Annotated in this window: 14 protein-coding genes; 11 read left to right on the top strand and 3 right to left on the bottom strand. The window is 71.5% G+C overall.

Translation table 11 applies throughout. The annotated features are described in order from the left end of the window. Positions 1 to 141: 141 nt before the first annotated feature. The gene (locus BLT28_RS20995) at positions 142 to 1,107 is read left to right on the top strand and encodes a uroporphyrinogen decarboxylase/cobalamine-independent methonine synthase family protein (RefSeq protein WP_052407188.1); all 966 of its coding nucleotides are present in this window, start codon (positions 142 to 144) and stop codon (positions 1,105 to 1,107) included. On the opposite strand, the gene BLT28_RS20990 is transcribed toward BLT28_RS20995, so the two are convergent. Next, positions 1,061 to 1,561: an SRPBCC family protein gene (locus tag BLT28_RS20990; protein ID WP_030429063.1), complete on the bottom strand. Its 501-nt coding sequence runs from the start codon at positions 1,559 to 1,561 to the stop codon at positions 1,061 to 1,063. The genes BLT28_RS20995 and BLT28_RS20990 overlap by 47 nt on opposite strands. Before the next feature lie 38 nt (positions 1,562 to 1,599). On the opposite strand from BLT28_RS20990, the gene BLT28_RS20985 reads away from it, so the two are divergent. Next, a complete protein-coding gene (locus tag BLT28_RS20985) occupies positions 1,600 to 2,679 on the top strand; it encodes an MFS transporter (RefSeq protein ID WP_052407189.1) in 1,080 nt (359 codons plus the stop codon). 39 nt (positions 2,680 to 2,718) lie between these two features. After that, positions 2,719 to 4,572 carry a glycoside hydrolase family 9 protein gene (locus BLT28_RS20980; protein WP_030429065.1) on the top strand — a complete coding sequence of 618 codons (1,854 nt, stop codon included), beginning with the start codon at positions 2,719 to 2,721 and terminating at the stop codon, positions 4,570 to 4,572. An 18-nt stretch (positions 4,573 to 4,590) separates the two neighbouring features. Here BLT28_RS20980 and BLT28_RS20975 read toward each other — a convergent pair whose 3' ends face one another. Beyond that, positions 4,591 to 5,574 carry a YeiH family protein gene (locus BLT28_RS20975; RefSeq protein WP_030429066.1) on the bottom strand — a complete coding sequence of 328 codons (984 nt, stop codon included), beginning with the start codon at positions 5,572 to 5,574 and terminating at the stop codon, positions 4,591 to 4,593. Between the two features lie 70 nt (positions 5,575 to 5,644). On the opposite strand from BLT28_RS20975, the gene BLT28_RS20970 reads away from it, so the two are divergent. The 3 genes from BLT28_RS20970 to ligA are packed head-to-tail and all read left to right on the top strand — an operon-like array spanning position 5,645 to position 9,356. Next, complete coding sequence (locus BLT28_RS20970; RefSeq protein WP_030429067.1) at positions 5,645 to 6,532, top strand: LysR family transcriptional regulator; 888 nt, start codon at positions 5,645 to 5,647, stop codon at positions 6,530 to 6,532. 29 nt (positions 6,533 to 6,561) lie between these two features. Then, entirely contained in the window at positions 6,562 to 7,227 is a 666-nt protein-coding gene (locus tag BLT28_RS20965; protein ID WP_081900225.1) for a hypothetical protein, read from the top strand. Between the two features lie 35 nt (positions 7,228 to 7,262). Next, a complete protein-coding gene (ligA, locus tag BLT28_RS20960; protein WP_030429069.1) occupies positions 7,263 to 9,356 on the top strand; it encodes an NAD-dependent DNA ligase LigA in 2,094 nt (697 codons plus the stop codon). A gap of 18 nt (positions 9,357 to 9,374) precedes the next feature. Here the strand turns inward: ligA and BLT28_RS20955 are convergent, their stop codons facing one another. Continuing rightward, a complete protein-coding gene (locus BLT28_RS20955; RefSeq protein WP_030429070.1) occupies positions 9,375 to 10,028 on the bottom strand; it encodes an ACT domain-containing protein in 654 nt (217 codons plus the stop codon). Positions 10,029 to 10,272: 244 nt separating this feature from the next. Between BLT28_RS20955 and gatC the strand changes: the two genes are divergently transcribed. From gatC to BLT28_RS20930, 5 genes are all read left to right on the top strand, one after another. Beyond that, positions 10,273 to 10,572 (top strand): Asp-tRNA(Asn)/Glu-tRNA(Gln) amidotransferase subunit GatC, encoded by a 300-nt coding sequence (gene gatC / locus BLT28_RS20950; RefSeq protein WP_030429071.1) that lies wholly within the window; start codon positions 10,273 to 10,275, stop codon positions 10,570 to 10,572. A gap of 2 nt (positions 10,573 to 10,574) precedes the next feature. Further along, positions 10,575 to 12,080, top strand: a complete 1,506-nt coding sequence (gene gatA / locus BLT28_RS20945; protein WP_030429072.1) for an Asp-tRNA(Asn)/Glu-tRNA(Gln) amidotransferase subunit GatA — start codon at positions 10,575 to 10,577, stop codon at positions 12,078 to 12,080. Continuing rightward, positions 12,077 to 12,346 carry a hypothetical protein gene (locus tag BLT28_RS20940; RefSeq protein WP_052407190.1) on the top strand — a complete coding sequence of 90 codons (270 nt, stop codon included), beginning with the start codon at positions 12,077 to 12,079 and terminating at the stop codon, positions 12,344 to 12,346. The genes gatA and BLT28_RS20940 overlap by 4 nt, the downstream gene beginning before the upstream one ends. Then, positions 12,333 to 13,841, top strand: coding sequence for an Asp-tRNA(Asn)/Glu-tRNA(Gln) amidotransferase subunit GatB (gene gatB / locus BLT28_RS20935; RefSeq protein ID WP_030429074.1), 1,509 nt, complete (start codon positions 12,333 to 12,335; stop codon positions 13,839 to 13,841). The genes BLT28_RS20940 and gatB overlap by 14 nt, the downstream gene beginning before the upstream one ends. 93 nt (positions 13,842 to 13,934) lie before the next feature. Further along, positions 13,935 to 14,756, top strand: a complete 822-nt coding sequence (locus BLT28_RS20930; protein ID WP_052407191.1) for a hypothetical protein — start codon at positions 13,935 to 13,937, stop codon at positions 14,754 to 14,756. The last annotated feature ends 12 nt before the right edge of the window (positions 14,757 to 14,768 follow it).

The raw sequence follows: 14,768 nt of genomic DNA, 5'->3' as shown, positions 1-14,768 counted from the left end.
CCCTTGACCGTAAGTGGCCTGGACCACTTCGTCAATAGGTCTAGACCACAACCTCACCGTCGGGCGGACGTGCCGGGGTGATAGGCAAAGGGGGTGACACAATCCCTCCTGCCAGCCGGAACAGCGACCGGAATCGGCTCCATGCCCGGCGTCGACCCGCTTGAGGCCGCCCGCGTCGTCGCGGGTGAGCTGCCCGTGCTGCCGCACCTGCCGGAGCTGCCCGCGCGCGGCGTCGGCGCGGACCTGATCGGGCGCACGGCGGGGCTGCTGGTGGACCTCGCCGTGGAGGTGGTGCCGTCCGGCTACCGCGTCACGGCCCGCCCCGGCCGCGACCACCGCCGCTGCGTCGACCAGCTGCGCGGTGACATGGACGCGATGGAGGAGGTCCTCGACGGCGTCCGGCCGGAGCTGTTCAAGGTCCAGGCGGCGGGCCCGTGGACGCTGACCTCGATGATCGAGCTGCAGCGCGGGCACCGGGTGCTCACCGACCACGGCGCGCTGCGCGAGTTCGGCGAGTCGCTGGCCGAGGGCCTCGCCCGGCACGTCGCGGAGGTCGCGGCGCGCACCGGCGCCAAGGTGATCGTCCAGCTCGACGAACCGATGCTGCCCGCGGTGCTCGCCGGGTCGCTGCCGACGCCCTCGGGCTACGGCACCGTGGCGCAGGTGCACGCGCCGGAGGCGGAAGCCTTGCTGCGCAACGTGATCACCTCGCTGGACGTTCCCGTCGTGGTGCACTGCTGCGCGAACCGCCCGCCGGTGACGTCGCTGCGCCGGGCCGGTGCGAGCGCGATCGCGCTGGACCTGGCTCCGTTGAGCGGAAAAGAGCTGCTGGACGAACTCGGCGAGGCCTGGCAGGAGGGTGTTCCGCTGTGGCTCGGCGTGGTACCGGGCGTGGACCCCGGCAAGCCCGTGTCGCTGCGCGAGGCCGCCCAGCCCGCGTTCGCGCTCGCCGACCAGCTCGGGTTCGACCGCGCGCACCTGGCGAAGCTGGCCGTGCCGACGCCCGCGTGCGGCCTGGCCGGGGCGACACCGCAGTGGGCCCGGCGCGCGCTGTCGCTCGTCAACGACGTGGCCAAGGCTTTCGTCGAGCCCCCGGAGAGCTGGTAGTCAGGTACGCGGCCAGATTCGCCAGTGAGGACGCGATTCCGACCTCGTGCGCGGCCTGGTCGATCCCGGGCGGCACACCGGTGGCGGTGACGGTCACCTCGGTTCCCCCGTCGACCGCTTCGAGGCGCCAGGTCATCGTCATGGTGCCCGCGTACGAAGGATCGTCGGCCTCGAACACGGCCGTCTGCACGACGCTCTCCTGCGGTACCAGCTCCGCGAAACCGACCTCGACGACGTCTGTCCCGTCCGAGGTCTTGCCCGGGTCGCCGACGGGGTCGAGGTAGGTGAGGACCATCCGGAAACCGCCACCGGGTCGCGGATCCCACCGGTCGATCCGCCCGCGCATGCCCTCGGGCGGCAGCCACGCCTCGAGGGCGGCACGGTCGAGAAGGGCGCCGTAGACGGCGGGCGGGGGTACCGCGATGACCCGGCTCGCGCGGTCGATCCTGCTCATCGCCCGAGCCTAGACCCGGATTCGACCGGGGGTTGAGGGTGCGTTTCAAGACAACGACCCTGCTGGTGGTGAGCGCGGCGCAGCTGTTGGTCGTCCTCGACGGGACGATCGTGAACATCGCGTTGCCCTCCGCCCAGGCGACACTCGGGATGTCCGACCCGGACCGGCATTGGGTGGTAACCGCGTACGCCTTGGCATTCGGTGGGTTGCTGCTCCTCGGCGGCCGGGTGAGCGGCGCGCTCGGGCATCGGCGCGCGTTCGCTGTCGGGCTGCTCGGCTTCGCTGTCGCCTCGGCGTCGGGCGGAGCCGCAGGCAGTTCCGGCGTGCTGATCACCGCACGCGCCGTGCAGGGCGTGTTCGCGGCACTGCTCGCCCCAGCCGGATTGTCCTTGCTCACCAACACCTTCACCGAGCCACGCGAACGAGGGTGCGCGTTCGGCGTGTTCGCCGCGGTGGGTGCCGCCGGATCGGCGGTGGGGCTCATCGCGGGCGGGTTGCTCACCGAGTACGCCGATTGGCGTTGGTGCCTCTACATCAACGTTCCCGTTGCCCTGCTCGCTGTTGTGGGCACCGCGCTCGTGCCCGGAACCCAGCGCGAACCAGGACGGCTCGACGTCGCGGGCGCAGTGCTCAGCGCTGCCGGTTTCGCCGCCGTGGTGTACGGCCTCAGCATGGCCGACGTCGGAGTGCTGGTCGTCGGCGTCGTGCTGTTGACCGCGTTCATCATCGTGGAAACCCGCGTGCGGCAACCGTTGCTGCCGATGCGGGTGATGCAGGGTCGCGTGCGCGGCGGAGCCTTCCTCGCGATCACGGTGATGTTCTTCGCGATGTTCGGCTTCTACCTGTTCATGAGCTACTGCACGCAGACCGTCCTCGGACTCGTCATGCCGCCGACCGCGAGCCTGGCCACTGCGGGCCTGCGGGGACACGACATCGGAGCGGCGTCGGCCGCCTACAACGCGGCCCAGCAACTCGGAGCGGCGCTCGGCACCGCGCTGCTCAACACCGCGGCGCCGGCGGTCGGCGGGTGCGTCCTCCTTGTTGCGGCTGTGTTGCCGTGCATTGACGAGACCAGGGGGGCGAGGGGAGGATTAGCGATTAATAGGGAACGTTATTAACTATTGGGCTTCCGCCGCCAGCCCCGGAACGGAGGGTCTGTGCGTCGTGCCCGTGTCTTAGCGGTCTCCACCATCACCGCGCTCGCCGTCACCGTCAGCCCGGCGGCTGCCGCTCCCGCGGACGGCCATGTCCGGGTGGACGGGATCGGTTATGCGATCGGCGAGAGCAAGACCGCGTACTTCCTGTCCGGCTCCGCCCGCACCGCCTCCTTCGACGTGATCAACCAGTACGGCTCGTCCGTGCTGCGGGGGCGGGCGGGCGCGAGCCTGGGCGGCTGGAACCAGCGCTTCACCGCAGTGCGGCCGCTGGACCTCACCGCGCTCGACAAGCCCGGCCGCTACCGCGTGCGGATCGCCGGGGTCACCTCGCCGGAGTTCAGGATCGGCGCGGCCGAGGAGGTGTTCCGGCCGTGGATCGACAAGACCGTCCAGTTCTTCCAGACGCAGCGCGACGGCGCCGACGTCATCCCCGGCAGCTTCGACCGCAAGCCCTCGCACCTCGCCGACCGGCAGGCGACGGTCTACGAGACGCCGGAGTTCGACGACCAGAACCGGCCGACCACCGTGCTCAAACCCGTCGGCGGACCGGTGGACGTCGAAGGCGGCTGGTTCGACGCGGGCGACTTCCTCAAGTTCACCCACGCCACGTCGTACTCCCTGGCCAGCCTCCAGTACCTGCAGCGCGACCTGAAGAAGCCGCACGCCGCGCTGAACGCGGAGATCGACCACGGGCTGAAGTGGCTCGACAAGGCCTGGGACGCCACGAACAAAACCCTCTACATCCAGGTGGGCATCGGGCCGGGCAACGCCGACCTCGGCTTCAAGGGCGACCACGACGTGTGGCGGCTGCCCCAGGACGACGACGCGCTCAACGTCAGGCCCGGCGACGAGAAGTACTACGTCAAGCACCGCCCGGTGTTCCGGATCAGCGCGCCGATCAGCCCGAACCTGGCCGGGCGGGTGGCCGCGTCCTTCGCGCTGGCGGCGCAGTACAACGCGCGCCAGAACCCCGCGCTGGCCAAGAAGTACCTCGACGAGGGCGCCTCGATCCTCGCCGGCGCGCAGACCGAGAACGTCGACCCGGACAAGCTCGTGACCGCGCTGCCCAGGGCCTTCTACCCGGAGAACTCCTGGATGGACGACATGGAGCTGGGCGCGGCCGAACTGGCTGCCGCCGGACGTGCGCTGAAGGACCCGCGCGCGGGTGAGTGGGGGCGCGCGGCGACGCAGTGGGCCAAGCGCTACATCGCCAGCGGTGAGACCGACACGCTCAACCTGTACAACACCAGCGCGCTGGCCCACGCGTCCCTGACCCGCTTGCTGCGCGACGGTCCCGTGTCCGGGGCCGAGGTCACCGAGCGCGATCTGACCGGGCACTTGAAGAAGCAGCTCCAGTCCGGTGTGGACAGTGCGGCGAAGAGCCCGTTCCGCACGGCGGCCAGTGTTGTCAGCTTCGACGCGGCCCCGCGCAGCTTCGGGTTCGCCTCCACCGCGCAGCTCTACCGATCGCTCACCGGCGACCGGGCGTTCGACGCTTTCGGCACGCAGCAACGCGGTTTCGCGTTGGGCAGCAACGCATGGGGCGTGTCGCTCGTCATCGGCGCGGGGGACTTCTCGCGGTGCGTCCACCACCAGGTCGCCAACCTCCAGGGCGACCTCAACGGCGGGAAGAAGGTCCTCGTCGGTGCGGTGATCAACGGTCCGAACAAGGCCGGGCTGCTCGGCGACCTCGGTGAGTTCGGCGACATGCGTCCGTGTCAGCGGGACATGAAGGCCTTCGACGGCTCCGGTTCGGAGTTCCTGGACGACACCAGGTCCTGGGCCACCTCGGAGACCGCGATCGACTTCACCTCGACCGCGATGCTCACCTTCGGCCTGACCTCGATGCGTTAGCCGCAGCCGGGGTGCGGCTCACCCGACCAGCCGCACCCCGGCGTAGGCGACCGCGGCCACGAGCACCGTGGAACCCAGGCCCAGCACCAGCGCCTTCGGCCCGGTCCTGGCCAGCGACCGCAGCTGCACACCGGTTCCGAGCCCGAACAGCGCGCCCGCCAGCAACAAGCCGGTGATGTCCTTCGTCCTGGGGACCCAAGCCTCGGGGAAGACGTTCGTGCTCCGCAGCGCCACCATCGCGAGGAAGCCCAGCACGAACACGGGGATCAACGGCGGGCGCTTGCCCTCGACCACCGGACGCCTGCGCCGCTCCACGACGCTGAGCCCGGCCGCGAGCGGGGCGAGCAGCACCACGCGGCTCAGCTTCACCACGACCGCGGCGGCGACGGCGGCGGCACCGGCGGGGGAGGCCGCAGCGACGACCTGGGCGACCTCGTGCACGCTCGCACCCGCCCACATGCCCAGCTCGACACCACCGGACAGCAACGGCAGCGCGAGCATCGAGACGCTGCCGAACAGCGTGACCAGGCCGATGGCCGTCGCGACCTCCGACTCCTCGCGCTCGACGATGCCCTCGACGGCGGCAACCGCGGACGCGCCACAGATCGAGAAACCCGTGCTCACCATCAACGTCAGCCCGCGCGGCAGGCCCAGCAGGCGGCCGAGCAGGACGGTGCCGAAGAACGTCACCACCACCGTCACCAGTACCACGAGCAGCATGCCGCCGCCGAGCTGGAGCACCTGCGCCACCGACAGCTGCACCCCGAGCAGGACCACACCCGCGCGCAGGAAACGCCGCGTCGCCCACTTCAGGCCCGGCTTCGCCGAGTCCGGCAGCACGGGCAGGTTGCCCACCACGACTCCGAGGACCACCGCGCCGGTCAGCGGGCTCACCGCCGGGAGCAGCCGGTTCACCGCGAGGGCGATCGTCACGGCGAGGGTGATGGCAGCGAGGCCGGGCAGATTGGTGCGGACTGCTGAGGGGCGGAATACAGCGGGCACCGTGTCACCCTGCCGCCTCCCCGGAGCGTCCGGTACCCCCGAGATCAGCAACAGGTCATACCCTTGGGCTATGAGTCAGCCCCCGGACGTGGAGTCACTGCGGCTGCTCGTCCTGGTGGGCGAGCTGGGCGGCCTCGGCCGCGCCGCCCGCGCGCTGGAGATCAGCCAGCCGTCGGCCAGCAAGCGGATGTCCACGCTGGAGCGGCGGCTGCGGCTGGAGCTGGTCGAGCGCGGGCCCGGCGGCTCCAGCCTGACCACGGCGGGCCGGGTGGTCAGCGACTGGGCGCGACGGGTGCTCGACGAGCTGGACGTGCTGCTCGCCGGGGCCGAGGCGCTGCGCGGCGAACAGGACGCGGAGCTGCGCGTGGCCGCGAGCATGACCGTCGCCGAACACCTCGCGCCCGGCTGGATCGCCGAACTGCGCCGCGGTGCCGGCGACCTCTACGTGGGCCTGCAGGTCACCAACTCGGGCACCGTCGCCGACCTGGTGCGCAGGGCCGAGGTGGCGCTCGGGTTCATCGAGTCGCCGAGCGTGCCGCCGGGGCTGAACTCCCGCCGTGTCGCAACCGACCGCCTCGCCGTGGTCGTCGCGCCGCGCCACCCATGGTCGCGTCGCAGGCGCCCGCTGACCGCCGCCGAGCTGGCGGCCACCCCGCTCGTCGTGCGCGAGCCCGGCTCCGGCACCCGCGACACCCTGGAGCGTGCTGTCGGAGCGGTGCAGCCGCTGCTCGAACTGGGCTCGACCACGGCCGTGCGCAGCGCGGTGATGAACGGGGCCGGGCCGGCCGTGCTGAGCGTGCTCGCCGTGCAGGCCGACCTCACCGACGGGCGCCTTGTGGAGGTCCCGGTAGACGGTGTCGACCTACGCCGTTCGCTGCGCGCGGTGTGGCCATCCGGGCGCAAGCTGGGCGGCCACGCGGCGACGTTGCTTGCGGTCGCCGTCCGGTCGGCTCACTGAGATGACGAAACCACCCTCGGCAGGGCAACATGATCGGCGACAAGAATGGGGTGCATGTGAAGTTCCTGCGTCGCCGGGCAGAGGAACCCGATCACGCCGCCCGCGCCGCCGCCTTCTGGCAGCGGTGGGAGGAGCTGCTGCCCGTGCTCAGTTCCGCGCTCGGCGAGCGTGAGCCGCGCAAGGTGGAGCCGTTGCTCTGCGACACCGTCGCCGCGCTCCACCCCGACCTGCACTTCACCATCGAGCGCGGCCACGAGTCGGTGTACGCGCTGGTGGTCAGCGCCCAGGGCGATCCGGCGCTGCGGCCCTACACCGACGCGTGGCTGGCCGCCGCGCCCGAGCCCAGCACGCTGTGGGAGTACCACGACGCCGTGCCCGCGGTGCCCGACCCGACGCAGGTGACGGTGAACCTCGGCGCGCACCGCCTCGCGCTCGGCCAGGTCCGCGTCTCCGCGCGGGTGGACGAGGCCGCGGGCGTCGTGGACGTGGAGGTCTACCACCCCCGGCTGGCCGAGCTGGACGACGCCGCCAAGGCCGCGATGACCTTCCTGCCGCTGGACGCCACCCTCGGCGAACGCCTCGCCGCGGACCGGCTCGGGCGGGTCGAGACGGCCGAGACCGAACCGGACGACTCGATCGGGTTACTCGAGTTCCGTGCGCTCGTCCGCGACCTGGACCGACTCGCCGGAGGCTGAGCGCGAGTGTCGGTGGTCGTGGTTACCCTGCACGTGTGACCAGCGCCGATGAGGTTCCGAACGAGGTGCGTGAGCGCCACTCCGTGCTCGCGCGGGAGATCGCCGAGCACCAGTTCCGGTACTACTTCAAGACGCCGACGATCTCCGACGGCGAGTTCGACGCCCTGTTCCGGGAACTGCAGGCGATCGAGGCCGAGCACCCCTCGCTGGTCACCCCCGACTCACCGACCCAGCGCGTCGGCACGGAGTTCGTCACCGAGTTCACCGCCGTCGACCACCTGGAGCGGATGCTCAGCCTCGACAACGCCTTCGACCACGACGACATGCGCGCGTGGGTGGAGCGGGTGGAGAAGGAGGTCGGCAAGGACGCGCACTACCTGTGCGAGCTGAAGATCGACGGCCTCGCGGTCAACCTGCTCTACCGGAACGGCCGCCTGACCAGGGGTTTGACCAGGGGCGACGGCCGCACGGGCGAGGACGTCACGCTCAACCTGCGCACGCTGCGCGACGTGCCGGAACGGCTCACCGGGACCGACGAGTTCCCCGTGCCGGAGCTGGTCGAGGTGCGCGGCGAGGTGTTCTTCACCCTGGAGGACTTCGAGGCGCTCAACGCGGGCCAGGTCGAGGCGGGCAAACCGCCCTTCGCCAACCCGCGCAACGCGGCGGCGGGTTCGTTGCGGCAGAAGGACCCGAGGGTCACCGGGAACAGGCCGCTGCGGATGATCTCGCACGGGCTGGGCAAGCGCGACGGCTTCGAGCCCGCGCGCCAGTCGGAGTCCTACGCCGCGCTGAAGGCCTGGGGCCTGCCCGTGTCGGGGCACACCAAGGTCCTGTCCACTGTGGACGAGATTCTGGAGCACATCGACCACTGGGGCGAGCACCGGCACGACGCCGAGCACGAGATCGACGGCGTGGTGATCAAGGTCGACGAGGTGCCGCTGCAGCGCAGGCTCGGCAGCACCTCGCGCGCGCCGCGGTGGGCGATCGCCTACAAGTACCCGCCGGAGGAGGCCACCACCGAGCTGCTGGACATCCGGGTCAACGTGGGCCGCACCGGGCGGGTCACCCCGTACGCGGTGATGGAGCCGGTCAAGGTCGCCGGGTCCACCGTCGCGATGGCCACGCTGCACAACGCCGACGAGGTCCGCCGCAAGGGCGTGCTGATCGGCGACCGCGTGGTGATCCGCAAGGCGGGCGACGTGATCCCGGAGGTGCTCGGCCCGGTCGTGGACGCCCGCGACGGCTCCGAGCGCGAGTTCGTGATGCCCACGCACTGCCCGGAGTGCGGGACGGAGCTGGCCTACCAGAAGGAGGGCGACGTCGACATCCGTTGCCCCAACCAGCGCAGCTGCCCCGCGCAGCTGCGGGAGCGGCTGTTCCACCTCGCCGGCCGAGGCGCCTTCGACATCGAGGTGCTGGGCTACAAGGCCGCGACCGCGCTGCTGGAGTCCGGGGTGATCACCGACGAGGGCGACGTCTTCGACCTCACCGCCGACAAGCTGCTCCAGGTCGACCTGTTCCGCACGGACAAGGGCGTGCTGTCCAAGAACGGCGAGAACCTGCTGGAGAACCTGGAGGCCGCCAAGGACCGTCCACTGTGGAAGGTCATCGTGGCGCTGTCCATCCGGCACGTCGGCCCCACCGCCGCGCAGGCGCTGGCCCGGGAGTTCGGCTCGCTGGAGGAGATCGCCGACGCCGACGAGGAGAAGCTGGCCGCCGTGGACGGCGTCGGCCCGCGCATCGCGAAGTCCGCCCACGAGTGGTTCCAGGTGGGCTGGCACCGCGAGCTGGTCGACAAGTGGCGCGCGGCGGGCGTGCGCATGGCGGACGAGCGCGACGAGTCCGTGCCCAGGACGCTCGAAGGCATGTCGATCGTGGTCACCGGCACGCTGACCGGCTACTCCCGCGACGAGGCCAAGGAAGCGATCATGGTCCGCGGCGGCCGGGCGGCGAGCGCGGTCTCCAAGAAGACGGCCTTCGTGGTGGTCGGCGACAACCCGGGCTCCAAGCACGACAAGGCCCTGCAGCTCAAGGTCCCCGTGCTGGACGAGGACGGCTTCACCACGCTGCTCACCAAGGGCCCCGAAGCCGCCACCGAAATCGCCCGGATCGGTGACGCCGCCTCCTGACCCCCGGGTGGAGTGCGGCTAGTCGGGGAGGACGACGGAGACGATGCCGGCGAGGTGGGCGAGGCGGGCGACCTCGGCGGCGCGGAACATCGGGCCTCCCGGGCGGCCCACGAGGAGCACGCGGTCGGGGTTGCCCAGGGGTGTCGCGGCCAGCTCGGTGCCGAGCTCGCGCCAGGTCTCCGGCACCCAGGACTCCTCGCCGTCGAGGATGCGGGCCTTGGCCAGCGGCATCCACGGCAGCTCCACCGCGCGCGTCTCCGGCGCAGCCGTGGACGCGGCCAGCCGCTCCAGGCCGTCCGGCCGGCGCCGCGCCACCACGGCCCACCCCGCGCGGATGATCTTCGGGACGCCCTCGGTGAACACCTCGACGCCCTTGACCGGCTCGGCGGCCACCTCCTCGACGAGCTCCAGCTCGCGATGGGTGTCCAGCACGCCCGCGTAGGGCCGGACCGCGTCCACCTCCACGCCCTCGACCGACTCCGCCGCGGTGATCAGCACGTCGGGCAGGCGGCCGGAGGGCAGCTCCACCACCAGGTCGTCCACCGCCACGCCGGGTGAGCGTTCCACCACGTCCACGCTGAGGATGTCCGCGCCGATCTCGCCGAGGGCCGACGCGACGGCGCCGAGCGTGCCTGGGCGGTCGGGAAGCTGTACCCGGATCAGGAATGACACCGGCTCCAACGCCTCCTGAGCTGCAAGGGTCGGCGTCCGAGCGCCGCTGTCGGCCGCCGATTGTGGCAGAACACCCGGCGGGCGCCGCCGTCCACGACCGCTTTGTGCAGGACGGAAGCACGTTCGTAACGTCCTAGTTCTACCAGTGACCCCCGACGGCCCCGCCCGGTAACCGGTTCGGAACCGCGGCGGGGGGCGCCATACACTCGGGCGGTCACGCATACCGCATCGAGGGGTCGATCAAGTGCCCGCAATTTCGCGCGAGGAGGTGGCCGGCCTCGCGAAGCTCGCCAGGCTCTCGGTCACCGAAGCCGAGCTGGACACCTTCGCAGGTCAGCTCGACGTCATCCTGCAGTCGGTGGCCCGCGTCGGTGAGATCGCCACCGCGGAGATCCCGCCGACCTCGCACGCCGTGCCGCTGACCAACGTCTTCCGCGAGGACGTGGTGCGGCCGGGGCTGACCCAGGAGCAGGCGCTCTCCGGCGCGCCCAAGTCCGAAGACGGCCGGTTCCGGGTGCCCCGGATCCTCGGCGAGGAGGCGTGACCATGTCCGAGCTGACCAGGCTCACCGCGGCCGAACTGGCCGCCAGGATCCACTCCCGCGAGACCACCGCGGTCGCGGTCACCCAGGCCCACCTGGACCAGATCGCCGCCACCGACGCGGACGTGCACGCCTTCCTGCACGTCGACGCCGAGGGCGCGCTCGAAGCCGCCGCCGCGGTCGACGCCGCGCTGGACGCCGGGCAGGCCCCCGCGTCGCCGCTGGCCGGGGTGCCGCTGGCGCTCAAGGACGTCTTCACCACCAAGGGGGTGCCGACCACCTGCGGCTCGAAGATCCTCGAGGGCTGGATCCCGCCGTACGACGCCACGGTCACCCGCAGGCTGCGCGAAGCCGGGATCGTCATCCTCGGCAAGACCAACATGGACGAGTTCGCCATGGGCTCCTCCACCGAGAACTCCGCGTACGGGCCCACCCGCAACCCGTGGGACCTGCACCGCATCCCGGGCGGCTCCGGCGGCGGCAGCTCGGCCGCGCTGGCCGCGTTCCAGGCCCCGCTGTCCATCGGCACCGACACGGGCGGCTCGATCCGCCAGCCCGGCGCGGTCACCGGCACGGTCGGCGTGAAGCCCACCTACGGCGGTGTCTCCCGGTACGGCCTGGTCGCCTTCTCCTCCTCACTGGACCAGGGCGGTCCGTGCGCCCGCACGGTGCTCGACGCCGCGCTGCTGCACGAGGTCATCGGCGGCTACGACCCGCTGGACTCCACCTCCATCAACGCTCCCGTGCCCCCGGTGGTCGCCGCCGCGCGCGAGGGCGCCAAGGCCGACCTGACCGGCGTGCGCGTCGGCGTGGTGCCGGAGTTCCGCGGCGAGGGCTACCAGCCCGGCGTGGTCGCGGCCTTCGAGGTGGCCGTGGAGCAGCTGCGCGCGCTGGGCGCGGAGATCGTCGAGATCCCCTGCCCGAACTTCACCTACGCGCTGCCCGCCTACTACCTGATCGCGCCGAGCGAGGCCTCCTCCAACCTCGCCCGCTTCGACGCGATGCGCTACGGGCTGCGGGTGGACGACGACGGCACGCGCAGCGCCGAGGAGGTCATGTCGCTGACCCGCGAGGCCGGGTTCGGCCCGGAGGTCAAGCGCCGCATCATGATCGGCACCTACGCGCTGTCCTCCGGCTACTACGACGCCTACTACGGCTCGGCGCAGAAGGTGCGCACGCTGATCACCCGCGACTTCGAGTCCGCCTTCGAACAGGTCGACGTGCTCGTCTCGCCGACCACCCCGACCACCGCCTTCAAGATCGGTGAGCGGGTGGACGACCCGATGGCGATGTACCTGGCCGACCTGTGCACCATCCCGGCCAACCTGGCGGGCAACGCGGCGATGAGCGTGCCGTGCGGCCTCGCCGAGGAGGACGGCCTCCCGGTCGGCCTGCAGATCATGGCCCCGGCGCTGGCCGACGACCGGATGTACCGGGTCGCCGCCGCCTACGAGGCCGCGCGCGGCGGGCCGCTGATGGACTCCGCGCCCCGACTCGAGCCGGTGCGATGACCGAGGGCAAGGAGGGCGCGGTCCGCAAGTCCATCGGCGAGGTGCTGCACGGGGTCGAGCTGTTCCCGCTGCCGAAGGGCTGGACCCCGGTCGAGGCGCTGACCGTGGTCAAGTGCATGGATCCCAACGGCCAGATGACCTGGTGCACCCGCAGGACGTCCGGGATCAACGACGAGGAAATGCTCGGCTCGATGATGCTGCAGATCGAGCTGCTCAAGCGGGACATGCTTGCCGACTGGGAGAACGACGGCGATGACGACGACTGATACCTCGGACCTGCTGGACTACGACGAGGTCGTGGAGCGCTTCGACCCGGTGCTCGGTCTCGAAGTGCACGTCGAGCTGCACACCAACACCAAGATGTTCTGCGGCTGCCCCACCACCTTCGGGGCCGAGCCCAACACCCAGGTGTGCCCGACCTGCCTCGGTCTCCCCGGCTCGCTCCCGGTGGTCAACGGCAAGGGCGTGGAGTCGGCCATCCGCATCGGCCTCGCGCTCAACTGCGAGATCGCCCAGTGGTGCCGGTTCGCGCGGAAGAACTACTTCTACCCCGACCAGCCGAAGAACTTCCAGACCTCCCAGTACGACGAGCCGATCGCCTACAACGGCCACCTCGACGTGGTGCTGGAGGACGGCGAGGTCTTCCGGGTGGAGATCGAGCGCGCGCACATGGAGGAGGACACCGGCAAGTCGCTGCACGTCGGTGGCTCCACCGGGCGCATCCACGGCGCGGACTACTCGCTGCTGGACTACAACCGCGCGGGCGTCCCGCTGATCGAGATCGTCACCAAGCCGGTCGTCGGCGCGGGCGCGCGGGCCCCGGAGATCGCCAAGGCCTACGTCGGCGCGCTGCGGGACCTGCTGCGCGCGCTGGACGTCTCGGACGTGCGGATGGACCAGGGTTCGCTGCGCTGCGACGCCAACGTGTCGCTGATGCCCAAGGGCGCCAGCGTCTTCGGCACGCGCACCGAGACCAAGAACGTCAACTCGCTGCGCAGCGTCGAGCGCGCGGTGCGCTACGAGATGCGGCGCCACGCGGCGATCCTGGTCGAGGGCGGCGAGATCGTCCAGGAGACGCGGCACTTCGACGAGGCCACCGGCACCACCTCCGCCGGTCGCCGCAAGGAGACCGCCGAGGACTACCGGTACTTCCCGGAGCCGGACCTGGTGCCGGTCGCGCCCTCCCGCGAGTGGGTCGAGGAGCTGCGCACCACGCTGCCCGAGCTGCCGTGGGAGCGTCGCAAGCGCGTGCAGCAGGAGTGGAACCTCTCCGACCTGGAGCTGCGCGACCTGGTCAGCGCGGGCGCGCTGGACCTCATCGCGTCCACTGTGGACGCCGGGGCGCCCGCGGACGAGGCGCGCTCGTGGTGGGTGTCCTACCTGGCGCAGCAGGCCAACAGCCGCGGCGTCGAGCTGGACGCGCTGCCGATCACGCCCGCCCAGCTGGCCAGGGTGATCGCGCTGATCTCCGAGGGCGCGCTGACCAACAAGCTGGCCAGGCAGGTCGTCGACGGCGTGCTGGCCGGGGAGGGTGAGCCGGACGAGGTCGTCGCCGCGCGCGGGCTGAAGGTCGTCTCCGACGACTCCGCGCTGATCGCGGCGGTGGACGAGGCCCTGGCGGCGCAGCCGGACATCGCGGAGAAGATCCGCGGCGGCAAGGTGCAGGCCGCGGGCGCGGTCGTCGGCGCGGTCATGAAGGCCACCAAGGGACAGGCCGACGCCAAGCGCGTGCGCGAGCTCATCCTGGAGCGCTGCCAGTAGTTCTCCCGCCGTGGGCCGTCTCCCCCTCGTGGGGGAGGCGGCCCACTCGCGTGCGGGAGCCACCTCACCCGGCGCGATCGGATGCTTGACCGCATGAAGACGCGGTTGATCATCGGCTACGCGGCGGTGCTGTGCGCCCTCCCGTACCTCGCGCTCAAGGTCCTGTGGTTGAGCGGAAGCGGGATCGGGTTCTCCGACCCGGCGGTGCTGCGCGAGCCGAGCATGCTCGCGCTCAACGCTCTCACCGCGGCGATGGACGCCGTCGCGGTCGTCGTCGCGCTCGTTCTGACCCACTCGTGGGGCATGCGGCTGCCCGCGTGGTCGGTGGTCTTCCCGATGTGGATCGCCACCGGGCTGCTGGGGCCGATCGCGATCGCGACGCCGGTCGCCGCGCTGACCGAGGGCGACGTCTCGCCGGGCGCGGGTCCCGTGCAGCCGTGGGTCTACACGGTGGTCTACTCCGGGTTCAGTCTGCAGGGCGTACTGCTCGCGATCGCCTTCGTGCTCTACGCCCGAGCCCGGTGGACCCCGCTTTTCGTTGCGGGACAACAACCTCCGTCGCCCACGGAGGGGCTGCAGATCGTTCTGGTGAACCTGGGGACGGTGCTCGCGCTCGGCGTCGCGGTGGTCGATCTCAACGCCTTCGCGCTGGCCGCCGCGATCGGCATGCAGATGCTCGCGCGCGGCCGCAACGGCTGGGGACCGCTGGCGGCGGCGTGGCTGGGCAGCGGCGCGATGTTCTCGTTGGGCCTGTGGAGCTTGGTCGTCGTGCTGGGCGGCACCCCGCTCGGCGGGAGCGGGTTGCCCGTGCTGGACGCGTTCACCGAGCTGGCCAAGGTGCTCGGCGGCGCGGTGCTCGGCACCGTCCTGCTGTTCCTGATGACGGAGCGGACCCGATCGGTGGCATCGGCCTGAACCCGGCCATGC

Source organism: Allokutzneria albata (genome assembly GCF_900103775.1).
GTDB lineage: Bacteria > Actinomycetota > Actinomycetes > Mycobacteriales > Pseudonocardiaceae > Allokutzneria > Allokutzneria albata.
The sequence above is the reverse complement of the archived record's forward strand: the minus strand, read 5'-3'. Positions and strand labels throughout refer to the sequence as shown.

What these genes read in the sequence shown, in the direction of transcription:
- BLT28_RS20995 (WP_052407188.1), top strand. Translation starts at nt 142, where the DNA reads ATGCCCGGCGTCGACCCGCTTGAGGCCGCCCGCGTCGTCGCGGGTGAG.
- BLT28_RS20990 (WP_030429063.1), bottom strand. Translation starts at nt 1,561, where the DNA reads ATGAGCAGGATCGACCGCGCGAGCCGGGTCATCGCGGTACCCCCGCCC.
- BLT28_RS20970 (WP_030429067.1), top strand. Translation starts at nt 5,645, where the DNA reads ATGAGTCAGCCCCCGGACGTGGAGTCACTGCGGCTGCTCGTCCTGGTG.
- BLT28_RS20965 (WP_081900225.1), top strand. Translation starts at nt 6,562, where the DNA reads ATGATCGGCGACAAGAATGGGGTGCATGTGAAGTTCCTGCGTCGCCGG.
- gatA (WP_030429072.1), top strand. Translation starts at nt 10,575, where the DNA reads ATGTCCGAGCTGACCAGGCTCACCGCGGCCGAACTGGCCGCCAGGATC.
- BLT28_RS20940 (WP_052407190.1), top strand. Translation starts at nt 12,077, where the DNA reads ATGACCGAGGGCAAGGAGGGCGCGGTCCGCAAGTCCATCGGCGAGGTG.
- gatB (WP_030429074.1), top strand. Translation starts at nt 12,333, where the DNA reads ATGACGACGACTGATACCTCGGACCTGCTGGACTACGACGAGGTCGTG.
- BLT28_RS20930 (WP_052407191.1), top strand. Translation starts at nt 13,935, where the DNA reads ATGAAGACGCGGTTGATCATCGGCTACGCGGCGGTGCTGTGCGCCCTC.